The following is a 25,151-nucleotide window of genomic DNA, read 5'->3' as shown; positions in this document are numbered from 1 at the left end:
CAGCAACGTTTGTAGTGTTATGGTCTTGAAGGAAAAGGACGGCGCCATTGCGCCGTCTTTCAACTTTAATTGACGACGCCTTTCAAAACCGCTCGGCTCCAGGCAATGCAGGAGTCGGCTATCCATATAGCAATCAAAAAAGCGAAGCCGCCTGACCAATTCAGGAGCTTTCTTCTGCGAGTGCGTGTGGTTATGGGCGCCTGGGACCGATGATTGCTAAAAAAACTTTACTAACTTGCATTAAACCGTTTTATCGCCAAGTTCATAACCGAACCTTGCTATTTGCTGCCGCGAGTTGTGTTGCGGGCAGTTTGCTTGCCTCTCCCGGTGCCTGGGCTGGGGAGCCAGCCGGCGATGTGGCGGTTGCCGCGCCAGAGCAAATTACCGCGCTCGATCCCGTCTATCAGCGGCCGGAACAAGCGCATCCAGCAGATGCTCAGATGAAGCCAGCGCTGCCAGAACCAGCCAAGCCAGTTCCTGCATTGGGAATCGACCTGGAACAAGTACAGGATCTAGCCTCTATCGTCGATGAGGCCCGCAAGCAGGCGCAGGTTGAATATCTTGCGGAAAAGCTGCGCCAATCGCCGCAGACAGTGCAGCGGTATGTAGAGCTTGCATGGAAGGAAGCCAGCCGCCGTATTGGGCTTGACCCCGAGTTGCTAATCGCCATCATCCAAAAAGAAAGCGTTTTTCGGCCCAAAGTGCAAAGCATATACGGTGCGCAAGGGCTGATGCAGGTGGTCCGACGCTGGCATCGAGAAAAGCTGCATGCGTCAGAGTCGCTGTTTGACCCAGTCGTGAATATTCGCGTGGGCACCGACATACTGGAAGAATATCTGGAATCGGCTGACGGCGATTTGTCGGAGGCCCTGCCCAAATACTCCGGCAATGCTCGCGGTTATGCAAAGACCGTCATTGACGAGTCCCGCAAGTTGGCGCAAGTTGCCGATACTGCCGCAGCCCAAGTGGCGATGACCCCAGGGCTCTTTGACCCATCATCGGCAGGACAGGCAGGATAAGGCGCGCTTGGCGTCGCGCTAATGCTCGCCGCGATCGTTCCCCAGGGCGTTTTGAATCCATCAAGCGCGATCAGATAGAGCGTGGGGTGATAAGCAGTCCATAGGGGCTAAAACCGCCGCTTGCGAGCAATTCGCATGGGAAGTTTTCTTGGCCTCAAACAATGCCGTTGTTAAGGCGCCATTGTTTTCGCTGGTGGCTTATTTTTTTGTTGTACTTATGGAAATTGGAAGCTTACACTTACTCACCTTAATGTAAGTGAACTTATCTTTGCTTGCTTGGGCCCGATAAAAATGACGAGGTAGCCCGTGCAAATAGAAAATGTTCTTTACGCCAAGCAATTGCGACGTATTGCCAGTGGATCTTCATACAGATTCTTAGGCGGTCTGGTTCTCGTAGGCAGCCTGTTCGGGACGCTACCCAGCTATGCCGCACCCACCGGCGGGCAGATCACAGCCGGTTCGGGCGCCATTAGCCAGACGGCTGGCAACACAACGGTCAGCCAAGCCAGCCAAAATCTGTCCCTGAACTGGCAAAGTTTTAATGTGGGCGCACATGAGGCCGTGAACTTCGTGCAGCCCAATGCGGCAGCCATTGCCGTGAACCGGATTGCCGATACGAGCGCGAGCCAAATTTTGGGAAGCCTGAACGCGAACGGGCAGGTATTTCTCATCAATCCCAACGGGATTGTGTTTGGTGCCGGCGCCCAAGTAAATGTGGGCGGGCTGGTGGCCTCGACTTTGAATATAAGCGATAGCGACTTGGCCTCTGCCACGCGGCACTTCAGTGGTAGCGGCGCAGGCGCTGTGGTCAATCATGGGACGATCACTGCTGCGCCGGGCGGCTATGTGGCCTTGCTGGGCCGGCAGGTATCGAACCAGGGTACGATCAACGCGCCGGGCGGCACGGCGGCTCTGGGCGCAGGCAGCGCCGTGAGCCTGAGCTTTGATGCCAACCACCTGCTCTCGATGCAGGTCGATGCGAACGAGCTCAATGCGCTGGCCGAGAACAAGCAACTGATCGTGGCCGATGGCGGGCAGGTCTTGATGAGCGCGGGGGCAAAGAATAGTCTGCTGGCCAGCGTGGTGAATAACACCGGAGTGATTCAAGCGCAAACCGTGGCCAGTCATAAAGGCCAAATCGTATTGTTGGCAGGAATGGAGGCGGGCACAAGCACGGTGAACGGTACGCTGGATGCGTCGGCGCCTGACGGAGGCGATGGCGGCTTCATTGAAACCTCGGGTGCATACGTTCAGGTGGCCGACGCAGCCAGGATCAGCACCCTGGCTGCCAACGGCAAAACCGGCACCTGGCATATACACACAGGTATTAGAGTTAGGCTCTTCCCCTACTCTTGACCCAGCCCTTTGCTTGCAACGCAGCTTTAATGCTCTTCGTGTCATCATCCAAAATGATTGAGCGTACCTCCGCCCACTTTATTGCCGCCGGGCTATCTTTCATCGAAACGCCAACCTTATTGACTCCGTAATAACCGCCTTCAATAGCAGCAACAGCAGCCTTCCCAGCCAACCTAACGACCTCCAGAGGGTCCGAAGATACTGCCTCACCGAAAGGCTCATTTGTCTTCAACGTTTGCATTGCTGCCAGCAAGTCTTGAACGACATCTGCTGCCAAGGGGCGGTTCTCGCTCCGTGCCGCGGCCTCCCCTATCCACTTCATCGCTTCCATAACTCGCCATATAGGATCCGCCTCATGCTCGGCTCCAGCCAATCGCTGTTTGATAGCGAGTTGGCGCGCCGGTTCAAAGACCGAAGACTCAACTCGTCCAAGCTCATGCTCGGTTAAGGCGGGGAAACCTGGCGGCAGTTCAGTTGCTGCCAAAGGGATGTTGCCGACGGTAGTGTCCTCAAAGAATGAGTGCGTGTTGTCCTGCATGCCTTTCGGAACGTAGGTACGTCGAATTATGCGAGCAGAAAACTTGTTTTTCTTGATGATGAAAGCCATCGGGTTGTCTCCAGTACGTTTGTAGATACACCGTATAGCGCCCTGGTGAACAATCGCCTGCGACCATAGGGACAGATGGATGGTGGGTACGGTGGCGTTGGGGACTGATGCCTGTGTCGCAGAACGCAACGGTAGAACCCTCACCATCGCCCAGTACGATTTCATAAAGGCCCGGCCCGAAGGCACCGATCCCAGGCTCTTGACGGCAGTAGCAGGAGGACGGCGAGGCGTTCAGCCGAGTCCTTTGAAAATGCGATGGTTGCGTATTGGGGTCACGGTTGCTGATGACAGAAGGTTTTTGGGAGAAGAGTTGCTCGCGACTGGCCGGCAAGGTGGGGCGAAACCCCGCCGCCGGCCTGGGCATGCAGACATAGGACGCACGGAGCCTGGCCCCATGGCCTGGCTTAGGCTTTCGTCGGGGTCCCCGAGTGCGGACGTGAGTACATATGCTTTCCGCATTTGGGGCAAACGAAGATGAAACGGCATGCTGATAACACGGTAGCCGACGACCCTGAAAGCACAGCTATATTTGACAGTACGGTATGCGGTCGGCGGCGGGGTTTCGCCCCGGCGCAGCCGGAGTAGTACTTTCGCCTTAGATGGACGTCGCGACGAATACGTTGAGGATGTGGGCCCCCGCGCCCACAAGGGCATTTTATGGGAAAGAACAATTGCCCCCTGCCATAAAAAGACCGCTCTTCAAGTCCTAGCCAGCACAAACACTGGCAAATGCGCGTGGTGTCTGGTCTTTTGCGACATGTTGTCGCTAAAGACATCGCTATAGAAAGCACATCCTTTGCGCATCGAGTAACAACGATGCACAGCGGCCTAGAACACTTTCTTCATCGCGAGAACATCATGCTCAAGCTCCCCCTTGCTCAAGCACTTTCTATTAACGGCGCGCTGGCACACGACAACGTCGAGTCAAAAACCGTAGCCGCTGACAAAACCGGCCAAGAACGGGTGCCAACGGGATACCTCCCCCATGACCACGCCACCCGTGCCACCGGGGCTAGAACAACAAAGGCACCAGAGCCAGAAACACAGCACGAAAAACCCTACCGTATCGATAGAGGTCTGACCAACGTGGCCTCAACAGGGCAAATACGCCAGGCCATCCGGCTTCGAGCACTCTCTGCTGCCAACCGATTCCGCGTCATCAGGACCTTTGACGTAGCCGCCATCTGCTTCCCAGAACGTCCTTACAAAGCCGCGTTGACAGCCGCTCAACGAGCAATGCGCTCTATGGTCAAAGACAACCTCCTCATTCGTTATCGCACCGACCGACAACAGCATGTGTATGGGCTGACACAAAAAGGAGCACAGTGGCTCGACGACCGCGGTGTTGACGCGTCGTCATCGGTGCGCCGCGTCAGCGACATGACGAACCCCGAACACCTTCTTTGGTCAAACTTCATCGTGACCTGCTGTGAAGTTCGTGGGCTATCGGCATTGACAGAAACAGAGCTGATGAAGAGCCTGAACCGGAACACTGGGAAAGGCGAGCCTGTTAGTCAAGGTCTGATCACGGTCAACATACTCAAAGGGAACGGGTCAAAAAAAAGAATCCTGCGTCCCGATGCCATCGCTTACGAGAAGCCGACAAGCCCGGGGGGCAAGTCTACTGTGACATGGTTTGAAATTGACCGTAGCAAACGCGGCGCAGATCGAGAAGCATGCCTAACCGCCCTATTCCGAGCCGTGGGCAGGCAATTGCAGAATGGACATGTTTTAGGCACCGTAGTCGTTCTCACAAAATCAGAGCGCATTCTGAAGCGTGCGATGTCGCTCGCTCAAGAGCTGGTTAATGATCCCGGCGAATTGAAGTTTTCAACACAAGGCACACGAATACTGAAAGAAAGTAGTACTGGGGTCTTTGAGGTTTGGACGGAAATCATAAAGAAATTCGGGAGTGACAGAACCGGCCTTGAGCCCGCACTGGTCGGACATGTCATTATCCAGATGCTCCCCCTCTGGTTGCCAAAAGTTAGGATCGACAATCGGCGCCAATACTCAACCGCTGGGTGGTTTTCGGAGGACTACCTGCCTTACCGGCGGCCTGCTGGCCAATCACCCTGGCCGGTGCCAACCTCCCCGCTTCTGTAATCAAGGAACGAAAAAGACGTTTTCCACAGCTTGCTATACGAAGTAGATGAATAGGTTCATCGCCACGTCAAGGACATCTCAATGCAAGTATTTGCGAACGTAGGTACCCTCCCGATTCGAAAACAGTCCAAATCGTCAGGAAAATTCTATTATGAAATGCGAATTGCCGAATCCCATCGCAACGACACAAGCTCAGAACAGGTCATGTGGTACTCCGTGCGCATCATGCGGGATCTAGACCCAGGCCTAGCTAAAGGTGATTTTGTGAAAGTCACAGGAAAGCTGAAAACAGACTTTTATCTGTCACGCGAAGGAAAACCGACCGGGACACTTCTTATTATTGCGTTTGAAGCCAGCAAAATCAGCAAGCCCGCACCACGGGCAGCATCTGAAGAGCAGCCTGAAACCGCAACTGAAGTAAAAAACTAGTTTTTTGATTACATAAATCGGCTACCGCTTACGGTGGCCGATTTTTTGGATAAAGCACCTGTTAACGATAGGCCACACGCAGAAGAGCCTGGATATCGATATCCCACTCAACCATCACAGGCGGCCCATGAGCACCTGCGTTGCGTTTTACCTCCCCCATTAAGGAGTGGCGCAGACGCGCTCTTTTTCTTTTATTAATTGACCGCCTTCTTGGGGGTCGCTTGGTGAATATCCACACTGGTTAGTTCATCAAACACTATTTATAAAAAGCCATCAAAAATATAAACATGGGTTCTAAACCAAGGCCACTTAATCAACTCTATAGAAAGGTCATCAAATGGAAAATTTTCAATCCACACCCAATCAAGCGAACATTCAGCTACGTCACCCTCACAACAGTCAGATTGCGATACCCTTACCCACCCATTTTCAGGCTCCTGGCGAACTGATCTTAATACGCGGCTTACCCGGTAGCGGTAAATCGACCATGGCCGAGGTACTGACACTTCTCGGGTACGAACACTACGAAGCCGATATGTTCTTTATGCAAAACGGGAGCTACCAATATGACGCCGCGCGCATTCGGGATGCACACGCCTGGTGCCAAAACATGACGCGTCAGTCACTCAAAGCAGGTAAAAAGGTCGTGGTAAGCAATACCTTTACACGCTTATCCGAAATGGCGCCTTGCAGTTCTGCTGCTTTAGCCGTTGCATGCGCTGTGTCTTTCTGCACATCCACACTACGTTGCCGAGCGCATTCAAGGTCAGTAGTCAGCGTTATCACAAGTTTGTTTGCCGCATCTGCTAGTTCCTCCAGATCCTTGAGTGTTGCTTCTTCATTGTCCTTCTGCGCAAGTAATTTATTCGCAGTGTCTGCCGCTTGGATGAACTTCTCCCATTTGCGAAGGTTTTGCGGTGTATGGGCTGCGACAAAGGCTTTTTGAGTGGAGTTCCATTTTGCCGTTTTGAACAACGTGCGAAATGTGTCTTTCAGTTCGTACGGGAACGACATAAAAATATGTTCATTAATAATTTTGTGTGAAAAGGACATTTACTTAACTCATTGGGTAACGGGCGGAATTGCCTAGTTCCTATAGGCATATCTTTTTAGCCTTAAACTCCCGCCATTTTTTAGATATGAGTTTCATGTCCTCCCCCCCACCATCACTGGCAGTGGTGTTCAGTGCGTCTCTCAAGCTAACGACTTCTGTCGGGCCCGGTTTTCTTGTTACCCCTGTTACGTCCGATAACTACCAAGTACCAAGCAATTTTGACGTCAAAGCCTAACCTGGCAAATGACCGGTCCCAGTCACACGTTACGTTGTTACCGGCGTTACCCATTTCTGACGCTCTGCGTCGTTGACCACATGGTGCACTCACAGCAAGGACCGCGTCGCCTCACGCATCTTTCGAAAGCCTCGCTATACGTAGCGTAAGCCCCCTGCTTACATGGCCAACTCTTTCGAAAGGAAAACCATGAGTCCCCAACTCGCATACGAAAACATAGGGCGGCTCCGTACTGGCCGCCTGCTCACCCCCCGCGATATAGATACGATCGGCACAACCCTGAAAAAAGGGCCTGACTTCAACGGATACGCGCTGCTGCTTTCTCTTCCTGATGTACATCTGCGCCATCTGGAACAAGCCAGGAACCAAGTCCCGATACGCTTCACTCTATATCCCATGCTAACCGGCTATATGCTAGCGGTCGTAACGATCCAAAGCGGTAACTTTCAAGCGCGAGCAGCCATCCCGTTAATTGACGAGCAGTCACTAGCCTGGCTGGACTGGTGCATTCAGAATAAAACGCTCGCCTGCTTCGTCGATGTGCCAGAGACCAACCAGTTGGCACTACTGCAAAGTCCCCACCCTTTTCCCGACGCCAAGGCAATGCGGGCGTTGGTACATGTACCGGAAGACCTAACAGCTGAAGATGTATTGACCGCGTTGGTGCCCGCAACCCTGGAGCTGCTCAAAAGCGAAGCACTCTCCTCGTCCTTGCCAGGTGAAACTGTGGACGAAGTGCAGCTATTTGTCATCAGTAATGTTTTGGAAGGGCCTGACTACATCAGAACTATGGAAGACGTTGTAGGGCCGATGCATTAACAGCATAAGGTCTTTATTCTCATAGGCCCCTCAAGGTGAGGGGCCTACTCGTTGAATGCGGCCACCTGGCCGGCACCTACTACGACAACGCCACAAACGCATGTCACGGCCATGAGGCCATGGCGCACCTGCATGGCGTAGTTTCGTCAGCGCACAAAAAGCTGGCCATCCACATCTTGATAGGGGCCACATGAGATTTTGGCGGTTAGACTAAGAAGAACGGCGAAGACGCGATCGCCGCACTTCTGACAAGTCAATTGTGCTTGATTTCAAAGGTTTGTTAATGTCGCGCACGTCCAGAAAAAATCGCGACACTTCTCTAAATCCGTTGCTTCGCTTGCGAGCGCGATACGCCGCTTGACGAGCAGCATTATCAAAGTAAATTTTGGGCCGGCCCGGCGTTTTCTTAGCCTCAAGCACAACGAGTGCTAATTCGCACGTTTTATCGTCGTTTTTGTCTTTCATTATCAGAGTTCTAAAAAGTTATGACTCTTCATATAGCAAAGACAATTTATATTTTTATAACGGCGTTACAAAGCCGTTCAATTTCGTAACTCCATGACGAATTCAATTTCGTAACTCCGAGACAAAATGGGTCAGTAACGTAACGCCGTTATGAATCAGTGTCCTAGTTTCGCAACTCGTAACAACAAAAAATGCGCACCATCGACGCAAACTTAACAACGGGTAAGGGGCACCAGCGCTGGTCTACTAGCCCCCCCCCTTTTGTTTTAGGCCGCGGCGCGCTGCTCCTTCTCTTCAACCACAACGGCACTCCGCGACAAGGCAGCCATATCCAACTTAACCTCTTCAGGCTCTCTTACGGCAACAGCTTGAATCGACTCTTGAATAAGGTCACCCATTTTTAAGCCTTTACCACTCGGCAATCGTATCCGCCCGCGGTGAATCGTCTTCTGGGCGCTATCTTCCTCGTGCTCTTGGGCGAAAACCTCATCCAATCGGGTGGCCAGCTTTCTAACGCACAGGTGTGAATATCGAAGCAGCATCCGTACGTCCTTGTGGCCGCTGATCGCCTGCAGGTCAATCAGCGAAAATTTTCCAGTTTCCGCAATTGCGCTGATCGCTTCGTGTCTCAAGTCATGAACATGCAGATCCTTGATTGCCGCGCCCTTGAGCATCCGTTGCCACGCGTTCTTTAATGTGTCGACCGAAACGTTAAATACGTTATCACCCTTTCGGGGTAAATCTCCAAGCATATTTACGATCTCACGCCGAAGAGGGACAGTTCGCGGGCGGCCATTTTTCGTCATGGGAAAGTGTGCGGACCGTCCTTCCAAATCAACGTGCTCCCATTTCAGCGCAAGGGCTTCCCCCCGACGGGCGGCCGTACACAGCAGGAAAACAATGAGCGTTTCCAACGTTGACACCGGGTCACACTCCTTTTCCGCTCGTGCATGAAACTGCGCACGTAACACTTTTGTGCGCACCTTACGTTCTGCAGCCGTTAAGGTACCGAACGACTCCCCTTTGCGCACCTGCTCCATCATCTCATCCACAAAACTGGAATAGCACCGTCTATTGTCTTCAGCACAGGCCGCCAACAACAACCGTCGCCGCTCATCCACCTTGAGTCTACGGTCCCGCTCATTGAAATACTTGGGTCGGCGTATTTTCTTCATGGCATTCTCCGTGACGGAATAACCCCAAACGTTGATTGCGACAGAAAACACAGCGGAGATACTATCCAGTTCCCGGTCTATCGTGGAGGGCATAAGGCCTTCATCCTGACGCACTTGAATGTAATCCTCGATATCCTCCGCAGTTACGTCGGCAAACGGCTTTTGCATCCAGGGATGGTCGGGCGTTAACTTCTTTGGCAAATCTTGGAGAGCAACATCCAGTTCTTTCGCCAGTTTCCGACGTTCACGGACATTAAAGTTTCCAGTACCCTCGCGAAGAAATTTGTTGAACCGATATTTCTCCACGGTTTCCCACGGCACAGGGCGTTTGGGACCTTCCTGCAAAATGTAGCGTTCCAGCAGTTGCACAAAGGATATTTTGCGACTCTTGAGAAAGGTCGTTGCCTTTCCTTCTCGATGCTCGCTCTCCACCTTCTGAATGAAATGCTCAGCCTCGGCCATGGACTCAAACTGCCCCTCCTCTGCGGGAAAGCCCTTATTACGAATTCGAACCAGAATCTTATTCTCAAGCTGCGCAACTTTGGGCTTTAAGCCTTGAGAACGCAGACTTTTGCAATATTCACGGGCGGCCTGCTTGGCGGTGCAGGGAAACTCCTTATACAGATCCTCGCGGTGCTTGACGGCGACGGTGTAACGGCTACGATTAAGAATGGTGGCCATGGCGGACTCCTAATTAGAAAAGGAACCCCCTGTAGCTCGCTGTTTTATTCGTTCGAAAAGTTTTTGCTCAAAACACAAAAGCTCCTACGCTCAACCGAAAGCCGTGGATTTGTCACCGTTTTGTCACCGATGGCAAATCTACGTCCAAAAACAAAAAAGCGCACGACCATTGCCGTGCGCCTAAGTCCTTGTATTAACAAGGTTTTAAACTATTTCGTTTGGTCGGGGCGACATGATTCGAACATGCGACTCCTGCGTCCCGAACGCAGTACTCTACCAGGCTGAGCTACGCCCCGACTTGTGACATTACCGCCAGCTTGGCTTCCAGGGAAAAAAGCCAGGCCTTTACTGCTTTTCAATACTACTCGCTTTCGCCACCGCTTTATATTTCGCCTTGCCGCGCCGGTTGGGCGCAAAGGCAATACGATGGCTTTCAGCGGTCTCGTTCAACCGCGAAAGAGCAAAATTTTAGCAAAGATTCGCGTTGTTCGGAAATCGGGAAGGCGGCAAGCGCGCTTTTTGCCTTTTCGGCCTCGGCCACGGCGGCTTGGCGCGTGTATTGCAGGGCATCGGTTTCGAATATGGCCTGGGCAACCGCCTTGAAGTCGGCCTCACCGGTCTTGATGGCTTCCTGGATAAGCTGCTTTTGCGCGGGCGTGCCGACTTCCATGACGCGGATCAGCGGCAAGGTGGGTTTGCCTTCGCGCAGGTCGTCGCCCACATTCTTGCCCAGCGCCTCGGCATCGCCGCTGTAGTCCAGCACATCGTCAATCAGCTGGAACGCTGTGCCGATGTGGCGGCCATAGGCGGCAGCGGCCTCTTCCTGCTGGGGAGTGGCCTGGGCGACAATTGCGCCGACCTGGGCGGACGCCTCGAACAGCTTGGCGGTCTTGTAACGCACAACCTGCAAATAGCGCTCGAGCGATACGTCGGGATCGTGCACATTAAGCAGCTGCAGCACTTCTCCTTCGGCAATGATGGTGGTGGCCTGCGAAAACACTTGCATGATGCGCATGCTGTCGGCTTCGACCATCATCTCGAACGAGCGCGAATACAGGTAATCGCCGACCAGCACGCTGGCCGCATTGCCGAAAACGGCGTTCGCCGTGCTGCGCCCGCGCCGCAGGTCGGACTCGTCGACCACGTCGTCGTGCAACAAGGTGGAGGTGTGGATGAATTCGACGACCGCCGCCTGCACGTGGTGCATTGCGCCGCGATAACCCAGCGCTTTGGCGATCATTAGCAACAGAGCCGGACGCATGCGCTTGCCGCCGGCCCCGATTATGTAGTCGCCGACGGTCCGGATCAAAACCACTTCGGAACTGAGACGCTGGCGAATGACCTCGTCGACGGCGTTCATGTCGTCGGCAATAGGAGCGATTATTTCGGCAAGATTCAAAAGAAAATCCAGGTTTCAAGTAAGCCGGCAGGCCAAATAAACACGCCGCATTTCACCCTTGTGCGCGCCCGCCATGCCATATTTTGGAATAGCGGCACAACAATACAGCATGCCTGCATGCTTGGTCCTGACGATTGCAATGCGGATCAAGGCTACGATTATACGTTTTTGCGGCCAGGTGTCCGGCTTATGCTGCGCCAGCGTGCAAAAACGCCCTTCCCCGCGCTCCGCTCCCTGCCACAAGCGCTTGAATTGCCGCATGCATTCAAATCAGACAAGCGGCGGGCCGACAGCAGCCCTTTATTAAAATGGCGATAATAACGCTTTGCCATCCTGAGCCCGGAGAAAACCTTGAGTTCCATTGATCTGACCACGCTCATCAGCCGCGCCGAACGCGTTCTGGCGCAACTTGAAGCCTGGTTGCCGCCCGCACCGCCCGAAACAGACTGGTCCGCCCAAGCGTTCCGGTGGCGCAAGCGCGGTTCGCGGGGGTGGCTGGATGCGGTGCGGCACGTTTCGCGCATCCACAGCCAGGATTTGCAGCACATCGACCGCCAGAAAGACATCATCGACCGCAATACCCGGCATTTCCTGGCGGGCAAGCCGGCCAACAACGTCCTTATGACAGGAGCCCGGGGCACGGGCAAGAGTTCGCTGGTCAAGGCCATGCTGGACACATACAGCGGCCAGGGGCTGCGCCTGATCGAAGTGGACAAGGCCGACATGGCCGACCTTGGCGACATCGTCGACATTCTCGGCCCGCGCCCGGAACGCTTCATCATCTTCTGCGACGATCTCTCCTTCGAAGAAGGCGAACCCGGCTACAAGGCGCTCAAGTCGGTGCTGGATGGGTCCATCAGCGCCTCCGGCGACAATGTCCTTATTTACGCCACCTCGAACCGGCGCCACCTCATGCCCGAATACATGAGCGAAAACCTGGACGCCAAGCACCAGGCAGACGGCGAGATCCACCCGGGCGAAACTGTCGAAGAAAAAATCTCGCTTTCCGAGCGCTTCGGGCTGTGGCTGTCGTTCTACCCATTCAAGCAGGACGACTACCTGGATATCGTGAACTACTGGCTGGGCGTTCACGGCTGCGCGCAGGCCGACATCGAAGCTTCGCGCACCGAGGCCTTGCAATGGGCGCTGGAACGAGGCTCGCGCTCGGGCCGCGTGGCACGCCAGTTCGCACGCGACTGGGCCGCCCGCTATGTCTAAGCCGTTCATCGATGTTGCGGCAGGGCTCATCCTGCAAGAAGACGGCTCGCTGCTGCTGGCTGAAAGACCCGGCGACAAGCCCTGGCCGGGCTGGTGGGAGTTGCCCGGCGGCAAGATCGAGGCCGGCGAAACCGTACTGCAGGCGTTGGCGCGCGAACTGAAAGAAGAATTGGACATCGTCGTCACCACCGCCACGCCCTGGGTTACCTATGTGCACGAGTACCCCAAGAACATCGTCCGCCTGGCATTTTGCCGCGTTACCCAGTGGCAAGGCAGCCCGACCGGCATCGAAGGCCAAAGACTGGCCTGGGTGAATCCCCACGCGCCCCTGGACGTAGGCCCGTTGCTGCCTGCCACCCAGCCGCCGTTGCGCTGGTTGCAACTGCCCGACCGCTATCTGGTCACCGCCATCGGCAGCCAACAAGGGCTGGCCGGCTTCCTGGAACAGCTTTCCGCGGCCCTGAAGGCGGGCGTGCGGCTGGTGCAGTTTCGCGAGCCTGCCTGGGCCGAGCAGGCGTGCGAAGACGAAGTCCATGAAGGCTTTCTAGCAGTATTGCGGTGCTGCCACGAGTTTGGCGCGCGTTGCCTCCTCAACAGCGTGCATCCGCAAGCATGGCAAGCCCAGGCGGACGGCGTGCACTGGCGCGCCCGGGACGCGGCAGCACAGGCGGCGGCGATCAGCGCCCCAGGCGCTGGCCCCGACCAACCCGCCGCCAAGACCGACACGACGCTGCCGGTTGAAGCGCCCTTGCCCGATGCGCACCTGCAGTCGCACAAGCTGGTGGGCGTTTCGGCGCACACGGCGCAAGACCTGGCCGCGGCGCGCAGCTTGAATGCCGACTTCGCAGTGCTGGGACACGTGCTTGAAACGCCTTCCCACCCGAACCAACCGGGCATGGGCTGGAATGCCTTTGCCACACTGGCTCAAGCTTCGGGGCTGCCCGTATTTGCAATTGGCGGCCAGTCCCAGACCACGCTGGCCAGCGCCCGTCAGCACGGCGCCCATGGCATTGCCGGAATGCGGGGCCTGCTCGCGGCGGGCTAGAAGCCAATACGGGCGGCAAGGCGCCGCCTTGCGCTTTAATTTCCTGGAACAAAAGCCGGGGTGGGCGCCGGGGCTAATGCCGGAGCCGGGGCTGACAGACCCGCGGCCATGGACGGCGCAGCCTGCCAGCCTCCGCCCAGCGCCGCAATCAATTGCACACTGGCCACCAGCCTGTCGGCCGTCATGGACAAAGCCGAACGCTCGGCGCTCAAGGCCGCAGTCTCGACCTGAACCAAGCTTAAATAGTCGATCAAGCCAGCGTCATACTGGTTCTGTATAAGCCGCAGCGATTCGCGCGCCGACTCCAAGGCGCGGTTCTGCGCCAATTGCTCTTGTTCCAATACGCGCAGCTGCACCAGGTAGTCTTCAACTTCGCGCAAGGCCGTCAGCACCGTCAAGCGGTACGACGCCACTTGTACATCGTATCCGGCGCGCGCCTGCTTTATCTGCGCCTGCCGGGCGCCGCCGTCGAATATGGTCATGGCCAGCGTCGGGCCCAGGGACCAAAAACTGAAGGGCGCCGTCAGCCACTGAGCCCATTGGCCGCTGCGATACCCGCCCTGGGCGCTAAGCGTCAGGTCCGGAAACCAGGCCGCCTGGGCCACGCCTATCTGCGCATTGGCGGCGGCCGTGCGCCGCTCGGCGGCGGCCACGTCGGGGCGGCGCTGCAACAGCTTGGAGGGCACGTCAACCGGAATGACCGGCACGGTATTGGTTGCCAATGTCGGCTTCAGGCTGAAGGCCGAGGGCGTCTTGCCGACCAATACAGCCAACGCATGTTCAAGCTGCGCGCGCTGCCAGTTCAAGGCCAGTTGCTGCACCTTGGCGTTCTCCAGCTGGGTCTGCGCAACCGCCACGTCCGACTGTCCGGCCACACCGGCTTCGTAGCGGTTGCGCGTGGTGCGCAAAGAGCGCTCGTAGGCCGCCACGGTCTGGTCGAACAAACGTTTTTCGGCATCAAGCGCCCTTAGCCGGAAATAGGTCTGGGCCAGCGTGGACTGCATGCTCAGGCGCGTATTGGCAAGGTCGGCCGCACTGGCCTGTTCACCAGCCTCGCTGGATTCGACCGACCGGCGCACCTTGCCCCAGACATCGGGCTCCCAACTGACGCTGCCGTTCAATGCATATTGCTGATTCGCATTGCCGCTGGAACCGGACGTCCCCGAAAAGCTCGACTGCCCACTGCCTGAACCCGAGCCTGAACGGGCCACGGAAGCATTCACGCCAACCGTCGGAAAAAAGCCGGCCGTTGCGGATTGCACCAGTGCCTGGGCCTGCCGGTATTGCGCTTCGGCCTGGACTATCGACAAATTGGACGCCAGCAAATCGTCCATCAGGCGGTTCAGCTCCAGGTCGGAATATGTTTTCCACCAGTCGCCGCGCAATTCGGTATCGGCCGGATTGGCCTGGACCCAGCCCTGGATTTCCCCATAGCTTTCGCCCACCGCAACCTCGGGCCGCTGGTAGTCGGGACCGACCGCGCAGCCCCCCAGCAGCGCCAGCGCAAGCAGGCCCGCCGCCTTGAAGCGCGTCAGCCTGAAAGTGCGCACTGTCCCAGTTTTCGTATTGTGTTTTTGCATTGGCTCTTGGTTTTGCATAAAAATGCCTGCGTCACTCGGCACCGCCGGCGGCGCGCAATTGCCTGCGGGCCAAACGGCGCTGGCGCCGGCTGTCCACCCATAAACGGAAGCGGTCCAGGTACAGATACACCACCGGTGTCGTATACAGCGTAAGGATCTGGCTAAGAATAAGCCCGCCGACTATCGTTATACCCAAAGGCCGGCGCATCTCGACGCCCGCGCCGGAAGCCAGCACCAGCGGCAAAGCGCCGAACAAAGCCGAAACCGTGGTCATCATGATGGGGCGGAACCGTATCAGGCAGGCCTCGTAAATGGCATCGCGCGACGACAAGCCGCGCTCGCGCTCGGCACGCACGGCAAAGTCGACCATCATGATGGCATTCTTCTTGACGATGCCGATCAGCAGGAACACGCCAATAAGCGCAATCAGCGAAAACTCCTGGCCCAGCATGATCAGGGCCAGCAAAGCGCCGATACCGGCCGAAGGCAATGTCGAAAGAATGGTCAGCGGATGTATATAGCTTTCGTACAGCATGCCCAGCACGATGTACATGGTGACCAGGGCCGCCAGTATCAGCCAGGGCTGCTGCGACAAGGACTGCTGCAGGGCCTTGGCCGTACCCTGGAAGCCGGCCTGGATTTCGTTGGACGGCAGCCCGGTGCGCGCCACCGCGTCTTCGATCGAACGCGTTGCCTGTTCCAGCGACACCCCCGGTGCCAGACTGAACGAAATCGACTCGTCGGCGAACAGCCCCGTGTGCGAAACGCTAAGCGGCGCCGTGCCGACCTCGTAGCGGGTAAACGCCGACAACGGCACGCGGTTGCCGTCCTTGGTAATCACCTCTACGAGCTTCAAGGATTCCGCATCCTGCGCGTAGCGCGGGTCCACAGCCATGACAACGTGATACTGGTTGAGCGGACCGTAGATCACCGAAACCTGGCGCTGGCTGAAAGAGTTGTTCAAAGTGGAGGCTATCAGCGACATATCCACCCCCAGGCGCGACGCCGCGTCCCGGTCGATGATCAGGTTGACCCGCCGGCCCTTGTCTTCGACGTCGCTATCCACGTCGACCAGTTCCGGCAGGGCCAGCATGGCCTGCTGTACTTTGGGCAGCCATTGCTTCAGCAGCGCCAGGTCGCTGCCCAGCAAACTGTAGTCGTAGGAAGCCGAAGAATTTTGGCGGCCGCCCAGGAAGATATCCTGCTGCGGAACCAAAGTCAGCCGCGCGCCCGGCACGCCCAGGAACTTGCTGCGCAAACGATTCACCACGTCATTGGCGCTGGCCTGGCGCTGTTCCAGGGGCTTGAGCTGTATCATCAAGAAGCTGCTGTTGCTTCCGCCGCGCCCGCCGGCAAAGCCGGTCACGCTTTCAATGGCCGGGTCCTGCAGCAGCAAGTTGCGAAACTGCACCAGCTTGGGACGCATGGCATAGAACGAGGTGCCCTGGTCCACCCGGAAAAAACCCAGCAGCTGACCGGTGTCCTGCTGTGGGAAAAACCCCTTGGGCACCGACGCATACAAATAGATATTGAGCCCAACCGTTGCCGCCAGCAGCAGCATCATGAAGCGGCCGTGCGCCAACGCCCAATCGAGCGACGCGCGATAGCCGCGCCAGAATCTTTCGCCCATGCCTTGCGTCAGCCGCTGCAATGCGCCGCTGCGCCGCTCGCGTTGCGGCTGCCATTTCAGAAAACGCGCGCACATCATGGGCGTAAGGACAAGGGACAGCACCAGCGAAACCATGATGGTGGCCGACAGCGTAATGGCGAACTCCCGGAACAAACGCCCTATCAAGCCACCCATCAGCAGCAAGGGAATAAATACAGCCACCAATGACAAGCTCATGGCAACGACCGTAAAACCGACCTCCTTGACGCCCCGCATGGCGGCACGCACAGGCGGCACGCCTTTCTCGAGATGCCGCATGATGTTCTCGAGCACGACAATGGCATCGTCTACGACAAAGCCGGTGGCGACGATCAGTGCCATCAAGGAGATGGTGTTCAGCGTGAACCCGAACCACCACATCAGGCTGAACGAGGTGATCAACGAGGCCGGCACCACAATGCTGGGAATCAGCGCCGCGCGCCAGTTGCGCAAAAACAGCAATACCACCAGCACCACCAGGATCACCGCAATGATCAGCGTAAGCTCGGCCTCGTGCAACGAAGCCCGTATGCTGGGCGTGCGGTCCTGCGCCACGGAAAGCGTTACCGGCGCCGGCAGCATGGCCTGGAAACTGGGCAACTGGCTGCGAATGGCGTCGACGGTTTCAATGATATTGGCGTCGGGCTGGCGCCGGATAATAAGCAGCACCGCCGTTTTGTCGTTGAAAAAACCGACGTTGTAGATTTCTTCAACCGAGTCCTCAACGGTGGCAATGTCCTTGAGCCGCACCGGCGAACCGTCGCGCCATGCCACCACCAGCGGCGCGTACTGCGCGGCGCGCGTCAATTGCCCGCCCGACGCAATCGTCCAGTGGTGGCTGTCGCTTTCGACCATGCCGTTGGGCCGCATCGTGTTGGCATTGGTCAACGCGGTCCTGACGGTGTCCAATGCAATGCCGGCAGCCGCCAAGGCCTGCGGATTCAGGCTTACGCGGATGGCGGGCAGCGAGCTGCCGCCCACAGTGACTTCGCCCACGCCCTGCACCTGCGCCAATTTCTGGGCAATGACCGTCGATGCCAGATCGTAGAGTTCGCCCTGGGTCTGCGTCGGCGAGGTCAGCGCCAGCACCATGACAGGTGCGGAGTTGGGATTGACTTTGTTGTAGGTGGGATTGTTGCGCAGGCTCGAAGGCAGCATGGTCCGCGCCGCATTGATGGCTGCCTGCACGTCGCGCGCCGCGCTGTTGATGTCGCGGCTTAGATCGAACATAAGGGTAATGCGCGTCGAGCCTTCGGTGCTGCGCGACGACATGTCGGTAACGCCGGCTATCGAGCCCAGCGCCTGCTCCAAAGGCGTGGCCACGCTGGAGGCCATGGTTTCGGGGCTGGCGCCGGCCAGGCGGGCGGAAACCGAAATAATGGGAAAGTCCACTTGCGGCAGCGGCGAAACGGCCAGCAGCCTATACGCCAGAACGCCCGTCAACACCATGCCCAGGCATAACAAGGTGGTTGCCACCGGCCTCATGATGAACAGGGCGAAAAACCTCATAGCGCACCCTCGCTGCCCACGCGGTCAACGGGCGCAGCCTTGAAGCGCATACCTATGCGATCGAACATCAGGTAGATGACAGGAGTGGTGAACAAGGTAAGCAACTGGCTGCACAGCAGGCCGCCGACCATTACCAGCCCCAGGGGCTGGCGCAATTCGGAACCCGCGCCGGTGGCGAGCATCAGAGGAATCGCGCTGAACAATGCCGCCAGCGTCGTCATGAGTATGGGCCGGAAGCGCAACAGCGCCGCCTCGTGAATGGCGGCTTGCGGCGATAGGCCGCGATGCCGCTCGGCATCCAGGGCGAAGTCGATCATCATGATGGCATTTTTCTTGACGATGCCTATCAGCAGAATGATGCCGATGACGCCTATCATGTCCAGCTCGCTGCCCGTCAATAGCAAGGCCAGCAATGCTCCGATCGCGGCCGACGGCAAAGTGGACAGGATGGTAATGGGGTGGATGTAGCTTTCGTACAGAATGCCCAGCACGATATACATCGCCACGATGGCTGCCAGCAGCAGCCACAGCGTGCTGCTCAATGAGGCCTGGAACGCCCGTGCCGCGCCCTGGTAGCGGCTTTCGATGGAAGCCGGCATATCCAGTTCTGCCTGGGCTCCGTCAATGGCTTCGACGGCGTCCGACAAGGCCGAACCGGGCGCCAGATTGAACGAAATAGTGGTTGCCGGGAACTGGCCCAGACGCTCTATCGACAGCAAGGCGCTGGCCTCTTCAACACGCGCAATGCTGGTCAAGGGCACGGGCGCGCCGGCGCTGGTCGCCACATAAATCTGCGACAGCGAAGCCGGGCCTTGCTGGAACTGCGGCGCCACTTCCAGCACCACCCGGTATTGCGTCGACTGCGTAAAAATCGTGGAAATCAGGCGCTGGCCGAAGGCGTCGTACAGGGCATCGTCGATGGTGGAATTCGTCACTCCCAGCCTTGCGGCCGCATCGCGGTCTATGCGCAAGACAGTTTGCAAACCGCTGCTTTGCAGGTCGTCGGCGACATCGGTCAACTGCGGCAACGCGCGCATGGCCTGGACCACGCGCGGCACCCACTCGACCAGGTTGGCACGGTCCGGATCCGACAGCGTCATCTGGTATTGTGTGCGGCTGATCCGGTCTTCGACGCTAAGATCCTGCACCGGCTGCATGAACACCTGGATGTCCGGCAAGGCCTTGAGCTCGCCGCTCAGTCGATTGATGACCGCCAGGGCGTTGTCGCTGCGCTGGACCAGGGGCTTCAGCGCAATCTGCATGCGGCCGGTATTAAGGGTGGCGTTGGTGCCGTCGATGCCGATGAAGGACGAGACCGCCTCGACCGCCGGGTCTTTGAGTATGGCCTGGACCGCCTGCTGCTGGCGCTGCGCCATGGAACGGAAGGAGACCGTTTGCGGCGCCTGGCTGATGGCCTGGATAAGGCCGGTATCCTGCTGCGGAAAAAATCCCTTGGGCACCAGCGCGTACAAGATGCCGGTCAGCACCAGCGTACCCAGCGCCACCCACAGGGTCAGCACCTGGTGCGACAGCACAATGCGCAAGCCCTGGTCATATTTATGAATGAGCGCATCCATCCATTGTCCCGCCTTGCGCTGGAAAAGCCCGAATTTCATTTCCGCTTCGGGCCGCAGCAGCTTGGCGCACATCATGGGGGTAAGCGTCAGCGAAATCAGCAGCGACAGTAAAATCGCGACGGCCAGGGTAATGGCGAATTCGCTGAACAAGCGTCCAATGACATCGCTCATGAACAACAGGGGAATAAGCACGGCGATCAACGACAGCGTCAGCGAGATCAGCGTAAAGCCTATTTGCGACGCGCCTTTCAGGGCGGCCTGCAAGGCGCTGTCGCCATCTTCGATATGCCGGGCAATGTTCTCTATCATGACGATGGCGTCGTCCACCACAAAGCCGGTGGCAATGGTCAGCGCCATCAGGGTAAGGTTGTTTATGCTGAAGCCCGTCAAATACATGATGGCGAACGTGCCGACCAGCGATAAAGGCACCACCACGCTGGGAATGAATGTGGCCGTCCAACTGCGCAAGAACACGAAGGTAACCAGCACCACCAAAGCAATCGCCAGCAGCATTTCGATCTGCACATGATTCACCGAGTCGCGTATGGTCTGCGTACGGTCGGTCGCTACGCTGACATCCACTCCCACGGGCAGGGATTGCTTCAGCGACGGCAGCATGGCCGTTACCCGGTTGACCACGTCGATGACGTTGGCGCCCGGCTGGCGCTGGATGTTCAGCAAAATGGCGGGCGTCGTTCCTATCCATGCGGCCTGGTGCAGATTTTCGGCGTCCTGAACCGCCGTTGCCACATCCTTCAGGCGCAGCGGCGCCCCGTTTTCGTAGGCAACGATAAGGTTTTCGTAGTCCTGCACTGAACTTAGCTGGTCGTTGGCGTTGATCGTGGTCGAGCGCTGCGGCCCGTCCAGATTGCCCTTGGGCTGATTGACGTTGGCGCCCGTTATGGCCGTGCGCACATTGGCCAGGGTCAGGTTATGCGCGGCCAGGGCACGCGGATTGGCCTGAATGCGCACTGCGGGCCTTTGCCCGCCCGCAATGCTGACCAGACCCACGCCCGATATCTGCGACAGCTTCTGCGCCACGCGAATATCGATCAAGTCGCGCACCTGGTACAAGGGCATGGTGGGCGAAGTGATCGCCAGGCTGATCACCGGCGTATCGGCCGGATTGACCTTGTTATAAACAGGAGGCGCCGGCAAATCGTTGGGCATCAGGTTGGAAGCCGCGTTGATGGCGGCCTGCACCTCTTGTTCGGCCACATCCAAAGGCAGGTTCAGGTCGAACTGCAGCGTAATGAGCGACGCCCCGCCCGAACTGCTGGAGGTCATCTGGCTTAAACCGGACATCTGCCCGAACTGGCGCTCAAGCGGGGACGTCACCAGCGCCGTCATGACGTCGGGACTGGCACCCGGATACAGCGTGGACACCTGAATAGTGGGGTAGTCCACTTCCGGCAGCGCCGATACCGGCAACAGCCGGTAAGCCAGCAGGCCGGCAATCAGCAAGGCCACCATGGCCAGCGTCGTAGCAACCGGGCGAAGAATGAAAATACGCGACAAATTCACAGTATCCGCCTGGCGTCAGTGCCGGCGCCCGCCGGCCGGGCCGCCGCGGGCCGGCTTGGCCGCCTTCTTGGCCTCGTCGGCCTTTCTGGCTACTTCGGCCTGGGCCTCGGGCGTAACCACCTCGACCTCGGCGCCCTCTTTAAGCCTGTCCACGCCTTCGGTCACGACTTTCTGCCCCGCCTCCAGCCCCTTGACGATGGCAACGCGCGCGCCGTCGATGGTTCCAGCCGTAACTGGCTGAATATGCACCTTGTTGCCATCGTCCACCACATACACAAAGCCGCCGATGGAGCCCTGCAGCAAAGCCGCCGTGGGAATGACGACGGCTCCAGCCTGGGTGCTGACCAGCAAGCGCACATTGACGAACTGATTGGGGAACAAGGCCTCGTCCTCATTGGCGAAACGCGCCTTGAACTTGACCGTGCCCGTGGCGACATCGATTTGATTGTCGACCGACATCAATTCGCCGGTCGCCAGTTTTTTTATGTCGTCGCGATCGTAGAGGTCGACGCGCAAGGTCTGGCCTGCGCGCATTTGCTCGAGCACCTGCGCCAGCTGCGACTGCGGCAGGGTAAATATGGCGGAGATAGGCTGGGTTTGCGTAATGACGACCAGACCGGTCGTACTGGAGGTCGAAACCAGGTTGCCCTCGTCCACGCTGCGAAAGCCCACGCGACCGCTGATCGGTGCCGTAATTTGCGTATAGCTTAGCTGCAGCCGGGCGCTGTCGACGGCGGCCTGGTCGCTTTTCTGGGAACCCAGGTATTGCTGAACCAGCGCCGCCTGAGTGTCGACCTGCTGCTTGGCAATGGAGTTTTGCTTGTAAAGCAGTTGATAACGCTGCAGATCGCGGCGGGCATTGTCCAGTTGTGCCTGGTTCTGCTTTTGCTGGCCCAAGGCCTGGTCAAGCTGGACTTGATACGCGCGCGGGTCGATTTGGAAAAGCAGGTCGCCGGCCTGGACTTTTTGACCGTCCTGGAAAGCCACTTTCTTCAACTGGCCCGCAACCTGGCTGTTTACCGTGACAGTGTTGTAGGCCGTAACCGTGCCAATGGCCTTCAGCACTACGTTGATAGGCTCTGATTGCGCGACGGCAATCTTGACCGGGACTTTGGCAAACCCCATGGCCGCGCCGCGCGCGCCAAAGCCCCCGGGAGCGGCGCCGCCGGGCGGCTTACCGAAGATCCAATAAGCGCCGCCAGCCAGCACCACCAAAACGACCAGGCCCACCACCCACTTGCGGGTGCGCGAGGGCCGACTCAATGCGAAGCCAGGTTCCGGCATACGCGTTTCTCCATCTCAAAATAACGCAATGCCGCTATTTTCTCCGATTAACGACCGAATGGACAAAAAACCATAAGCTTTGAAACCAGGCGCAACAACTTCCCGCTTCCGGCAAAGCATGGGTCCAAGGCAACCGGCGCAGTTCACGGGCATAGCCGCGGCGCCTCCGGTGTATTGTTGGGAAGGCTGCCGCCTAGACGTTGCAGCGCGCCAGCTTGAAGGGAATGTCGCGCGTGACCGGTTGCGGCTTGAGCTCGTTGTCCTGGGTTGAAAAGCGCACCCAGATTACGTATTTGTTGGCGCTCATTTCGGGGAATACGCCCAGCGCCGGATCGACCCAGACCCGCAGCAACTGGAAGGTTTTACCAGTAAGCATTTCCTGGTAGGCGCCCTGGGTCGCTTGAAAGGACACGACTTCGCTGGATTCCCGCAGCAAGCGCAGGACCAGTGCCAGGCCTTTATATAAAGCCAGAAATGGCTCTATCCAGACCTTGAGGTCGTGCACACGGACCTCATGGGGCTTGATCTGCCATGCGTAGAAAGACGGGATGTCGGCAGGCGACGAGCCGCCCGGCACAGACAGGCGCCCGCGCAGGCTGGCCAGCCATTCATTGTCGCGCAACACCTGTCCGATACGCCCCTGGGCGCCCAATTCGGACGAAACCAGCTGCATTTCAGTAATGACGGCGTCGAGCGCCTGGACATCGACCCCCGGATGCTGGCGCAAGGAGTTGCAGGCCACCCGCTGACGCTCCAGGTCTTGCAGGACCGAGCCGCGCAGGTCGGTTCGGTCGGAGATTTCAAGCAAGTCGAATAAAGTGGCCAGCGCAATTTGATGGTGATGAATATCGGCGCCATCGGCAAAGAAAAACAGCCGCCCAAAGAGGTGCTCGACCCTTAGAAGAGTCCTGACCCGTTCGTTGCATGGATACTCGTAAAGGATCACGCGATCAGTAACCTATTCAGTGATTGCTTGTTTCGTTCATTAATCCGTCCCGGCCTGGCGTTGACGCGCCGCGGTGCACCAAGCATCGTGCAATATGCGCGCACTCTGGGCCAGGGCCTGGAGGCTAGTGTCTTTATCGTTGAGCACAACATCGTCGGCAACGGCCAGGCGTTCTTCGCGAGAGGCTTGCGCTGACATAATACGCGCAATAGCCTCGGGCGTCAGCCCGCTGCGTGCCTGCACCCTGGCCACTTGCGTAGCAGGGTCGCAGTCGACGACACAGATGCGATCGACCTTGTCGCGCCAACGTCCCGACTCTACCAATAAAGGCACCACAAACACAAGATAACATCCCGTCGCCAGCGCCGCTCGCTCTTGTGTAACTCGACCTATCATTGGGTGAATAATGGCTTCAAGCCGCAAACGGGCCGAGGGGTCGCGAAACACAGCATCGCGCATGGCCTGCCGGTTCAAGGCGCCCTCGGGTGTGATCATGCCTGCCCCAAAGGCCGCGCGCAGCGGTTCGATGGCCGCGCCGCCAACCGTCGTAAGCTCGTGCGCGATCGCGTCGGTGTCGATGACGCTGGCGCCCCATTCCTGGAAAAAATCGGCTACCCGGCTTTTACCCGAACCTATCCCTCCGGTGAGCCCAATCTTGTACATGCGCCCGTCCGCCTTTGATTCAAAACCCCAAATGTAACTCAGTAAAGCGGCCCAGAACAAGGATTCCCGCCGCGGCCAGAAAAGGTCCGAAGGGATAGCTGGCAGACAAACCCCGCGCCTTCCAGCGCCACAAGGCATAGGCGGTGCCCAGCAAGCTGGCGGCCAGCAATATATAAGCTAAAGGCAAGGGCCCAACCCAGGCGCCCAATGCGGCGGCCAGCTTGAAGTCGCCGTACCCCATGCCCTCGCGTCCGCGCCAGGCTTTGAAGCCAAGAAACAAGGCATACAGCAAACCGTAGCCGAGCATGGCGCCGGCAACCGCGTCGTGCAGCCCGATGGCGCTTCCGGTCCATGCCAAAGCCAGGCCCAGCCACAACAACGTCAAGGTCAGGACATCCGGCAAAAGCCCGGTATAAGCGTCGATGACAGCCAGCGCAAGCAGCACCAGTACGGCAAGCGCCGAGGCCGCGCCGGCAAGGCTTATACCGTAGCGGCTGGCCAGCGCAAAGGCCGACGCCGCCGATATGGCCGAAATGAACAAGGCCAGGGCCAGCGGCGGGCCGCCCTGGAAGGATGGCCGTTTTGCCGACCGGCCCCACAAGGCGGCCAGCACGGCCGCCCCGGGATCCATGGCCGCAAAGCAAGGCAAGCCGGCCTGCCCCGCCACAAGCAACAACCGGCTGCAACGCCAGGCGAAGCCGGCGCACCACCAGCCCGCCAAAGCGGCGCAGCCCGCGAATGCGGCCCAAGGCCAGGCAAACCACCCGCTATCCGGAAAAAAAGACGACAACATCGCCCCCCCTTGCCCCCAA

Annotated in this window: 19 protein-coding genes and 1 tRNA gene; 8 read left to right on the top strand and 12 right to left on the bottom strand. The window is 57.9% G+C overall.

Annotation, left to right across the window (positions count from 1 at the left end; translation table 11 throughout):
- Window positions 1-311: 311 nt before the first annotated feature.
- A complete protein-coding gene (locus DFR37_RS14340; protein WP_242341846.1) occupies window positions 312-1,019 on the top strand; it encodes a transglycosylase SLT domain-containing protein in 708 nt (235 codons plus the stop codon).
- Between the two features lie 306 nt (window positions 1,020-1,325).
- Window positions 1,326-2,375 (top strand): filamentous hemagglutinin N-terminal domain-containing protein, encoded by a 1,050-nt coding sequence (locus tag DFR37_RS14335; RefSeq protein WP_113933993.1) that lies wholly within the window; start codon window positions 1,326-1,328, stop codon window positions 2,373-2,375.
- Here the strand turns inward: DFR37_RS14335 and DFR37_RS14330 are convergent.
- Window positions 2,353-2,982 carry a hypothetical protein gene (locus DFR37_RS14330; RefSeq protein WP_113933992.1) on the bottom strand — a complete coding sequence of 210 codons (630 nt, stop codon included), beginning with the start codon at window positions 2,980-2,982 and terminating at the stop codon, window positions 2,353-2,355. The genes DFR37_RS14335 and DFR37_RS14330 overlap by 23 nt on opposite strands.
- Window positions 2,983-3,711: 729 nt before the next feature.
- Between DFR37_RS14330 and DFR37_RS14325 the strand changes: the two genes are divergently transcribed.
- The 4 genes from DFR37_RS14325 (at window position 3,712) to DFR37_RS14310 (ending at window position 7,625) form a co-directional block, all read left to right on the top strand.
- Window positions 3,712-5,088: a replication-relaxation family protein gene (locus tag DFR37_RS14325; RefSeq protein ID WP_242341847.1), complete on the top strand. Its 1,377-nt coding sequence runs from the start codon at window positions 3,712-3,714 to the stop codon at window positions 5,086-5,088.
- 81 nt (window positions 5,089-5,169) lie between these two features.
- On the top strand, window positions 5,170-5,517 hold the full coding sequence (locus tag DFR37_RS14320; RefSeq protein WP_113933991.1) for a single stranded DNA-binding domain-containing protein: 348 nt from the start codon (window positions 5,170-5,172) through the stop codon (window positions 5,515-5,517).
- Between the two features lie 337 nt (window positions 5,518-5,854).
- Window positions 5,855-6,463 (top strand): AAA family ATPase, encoded by a 609-nt coding sequence (locus DFR37_RS14315; RefSeq protein ID WP_113933990.1) that lies wholly within the window; start codon window positions 5,855-5,857, stop codon window positions 6,461-6,463.
- A 532-nt stretch (window positions 6,464-6,995) separates the two neighbouring features.
- Complete coding sequence (locus tag DFR37_RS14310) at window positions 6,996-7,625, top strand: hypothetical protein (RefSeq protein ID WP_113933989.1); 630 nt, start codon at window positions 6,996-6,998, stop codon at window positions 7,623-7,625.
- Between the two features lie 210 nt (window positions 7,626-7,835).
- On the opposite strand, the gene DFR37_RS22840 is transcribed toward DFR37_RS14310, so the two are convergent.
- The 4 genes from DFR37_RS22840 to DFR37_RS14295 form a co-directional block, all read right to left on the bottom strand.
- Entirely contained in the window at window positions 7,836-8,090 is a 255-nt protein-coding gene (locus tag DFR37_RS22840; protein ID WP_147251628.1) for a hypothetical protein, read from the bottom strand.
- A 266-nt stretch (window positions 8,091-8,356) separates the two neighbouring features.
- Window positions 8,357-9,946 carry a tyrosine-type recombinase/integrase gene (locus DFR37_RS14305; protein WP_113933988.1) on the bottom strand — a complete coding sequence of 530 codons (1,590 nt, stop codon included), beginning with the start codon at window positions 9,944-9,946 and terminating at the stop codon, window positions 8,357-8,359.
- Window positions 9,947-10,165: 219 nt separating this feature from the next.
- A tRNA-Pro gene (locus DFR37_RS14300) sits at window positions 10,166-10,242 on the bottom strand.
- 137 nt (window positions 10,243-10,379) lie between these two features.
- Window positions 10,380-11,345, bottom strand: a complete 966-nt coding sequence (locus tag DFR37_RS14295) for a polyprenyl synthetase family protein (RefSeq protein ID WP_113933987.1) — start codon at window positions 11,343-11,345, stop codon at window positions 10,380-10,382.
- 351 nt (window positions 11,346-11,696) lie between these two features.
- On the opposite strand from DFR37_RS14295, the gene DFR37_RS14285 reads away from it, so the two are divergent.
- A complete protein-coding gene (locus DFR37_RS14285; RefSeq protein ID WP_113933985.1) occupies window positions 11,697-12,563 on the top strand; it encodes an ATP-binding protein in 867 nt (288 codons plus the stop codon).
- Entirely contained in the window at window positions 12,556-13,608 is a 1,053-nt protein-coding gene (locus tag DFR37_RS14280) for a thiamine phosphate synthase (protein ID WP_113933984.1), read from the top strand. The genes DFR37_RS14285 and DFR37_RS14280 overlap by 8 nt, the downstream gene beginning before the upstream one ends.
- Before the next feature lie 35 nt (window positions 13,609-13,643).
- On the opposite strand, the gene DFR37_RS14275 is transcribed toward DFR37_RS14280, so the two are convergent.
- The 7 genes from DFR37_RS14275 to DFR37_RS14245 all read right to left on the bottom strand — a co-directional run bounded on the left by DFR37_RS14275 (window position 13,644) and on the right by DFR37_RS14245 (window position 25,132).
- On the bottom strand, window positions 13,644-15,188 hold the full coding sequence (locus DFR37_RS14275) for an efflux transporter outer membrane subunit (RefSeq protein ID WP_113934027.1): 1,545 nt from the start codon (window positions 15,186-15,188) through the stop codon (window positions 13,644-13,646).
- A 31-nt stretch (window positions 15,189-15,219) separates the two neighbouring features.
- Entirely contained in the window at window positions 15,220-18,345 is a 3,126-nt protein-coding gene (locus tag DFR37_RS14270; RefSeq protein ID WP_113933983.1) for an efflux RND transporter permease subunit, read from the bottom strand.
- Entirely contained in the window at window positions 18,342-21,446 is a 3,105-nt protein-coding gene (locus DFR37_RS14265) for an MdtB/MuxB family multidrug efflux RND transporter permease subunit (protein ID WP_113933982.1), read from the bottom strand. Before DFR37_RS14265 ends, DFR37_RS14270 begins: the two co-directional genes overlap by 4 nt.
- A gap of 15 nt (window positions 21,447-21,461) precedes the next feature.
- The gene (locus DFR37_RS14260; protein ID WP_113933981.1) at window positions 21,462-22,730 is read right to left on the bottom strand and encodes an MdtA/MuxA family multidrug efflux RND transporter periplasmic adaptor subunit; all 1,269 of its coding nucleotides are present in this window, start codon (window positions 22,728-22,730) and stop codon (window positions 21,462-21,464) included.
- Between the two features lie 193 nt (window positions 22,731-22,923).
- On the bottom strand, window positions 22,924-23,676 hold the full coding sequence (zapD, locus tag DFR37_RS14255; RefSeq protein ID WP_113933980.1) for a cell division protein ZapD: 753 nt from the start codon (window positions 23,674-23,676) through the stop codon (window positions 22,924-22,926).
- A 39-nt stretch (window positions 23,677-23,715) separates the two neighbouring features.
- Window positions 23,716-24,339: a dephospho-CoA kinase gene (gene coaE / locus DFR37_RS14250; protein ID WP_113933979.1), complete on the bottom strand. Its 624-nt coding sequence runs from the start codon at window positions 24,337-24,339 to the stop codon at window positions 23,716-23,718.
- A gap of 19 nt (window positions 24,340-24,358) precedes the next feature.
- Window positions 24,359-25,132 carry a prepilin peptidase gene (locus DFR37_RS14245; protein WP_113933978.1) on the bottom strand — a complete coding sequence of 258 codons (774 nt, stop codon included), beginning with the start codon at window positions 25,130-25,132 and terminating at the stop codon, window positions 24,359-24,361.
- Window positions 25,133-25,151 lie beyond the last annotated feature (19 nt).

This window comes from Eoetvoesiella caeni (genome assembly GCF_003315175.1).
In the GTDB taxonomy this organism is placed as follows: domain Bacteria; phylum Pseudomonadota; class Gammaproteobacteria; order Burkholderiales; family Burkholderiaceae_B; genus Eoetvoesia; species Eoetvoesia caeni.
The sequence above is the reverse complement of the archived record's forward strand: the minus strand, read 5'-3'. Positions and strand labels throughout refer to the sequence as shown.

Excerpts from the sequence above, each read along its gene's own strand:
- DFR37_RS14310 (WP_113933989.1), top strand. The coding sequence starts at position 6,996 with ATGAGTCCCCAACTCGCATACGAAAACATAGGGCGGCTCCGTACTGGC.
- DFR37_RS14330 (WP_113933992.1), bottom strand. The coding sequence starts at position 2,982 with ATGGCTTTCATCATCAAGAAAAACAAGTTTTCTGCTCGCATAATTCGA.
- DFR37_RS14320 (WP_113933991.1), top strand. The coding sequence starts at position 5,170 with ATGCAAGTATTTGCGAACGTAGGTACCCTCCCGATTCGAAAACAGTCC.
- coaE (WP_113933979.1), bottom strand. The coding sequence starts at position 24,339 with ATGTACAAGATTGGGCTCACCGGAGGGATAGGTTCGGGTAAAAGCCGG.
- DFR37_RS14260 (WP_113933981.1), bottom strand. The coding sequence starts at position 22,730 with ATGCCGGAACCTGGCTTCGCATTGAGTCGGCCCTCGCGCACCCGCAAG.
- DFR37_RS14280 (WP_113933984.1), top strand. The coding sequence starts at position 12,556 with ATGTCTAAGCCGTTCATCGATGTTGCGGCAGGGCTCATCCTGCAAGAA.
- DFR37_RS14275 (WP_113934027.1), bottom strand. The coding sequence starts at position 15,188 with ATGCAAAAACACAATACGAAAACTGGGACAGTGCGCACTTTCAGGCTG.
- DFR37_RS14315 (WP_113933990.1), top strand. The coding sequence starts at position 5,855 with ATGGAAAATTTTCAATCCACACCCAATCAAGCGAACATTCAGCTACGT.
- DFR37_RS14270 (WP_113933983.1), bottom strand. The coding sequence starts at position 18,345 with ATGAGGTTTTTCGCCCTGTTCATCATGAGGCCGGTGGCAACCACCTTG.
- DFR37_RS22840 (WP_147251628.1), bottom strand. The coding sequence starts at position 8,090 with ATGAAAGACAAAAACGACGATAAAACGTGCGAATTAGCACTCGTTGTG.
- DFR37_RS14325 (WP_242341847.1), top strand. The coding sequence starts at position 3,712 with ATGCGCGTGGTGTCTGGTCTTTTGCGACATGTTGTCGCTAAAGACATC.
- DFR37_RS14245 (WP_113933978.1), bottom strand. The coding sequence starts at position 25,132 with ATGTTGTCGTCTTTTTTTCCGGATAGCGGGTGGTTTGCCTGGCCTTGG.
- DFR37_RS14305 (WP_113933988.1), bottom strand. The coding sequence starts at position 9,946 with ATGGCCACCATTCTTAATCGTAGCCGTTACACCGTCGCCGTCAAGCAC.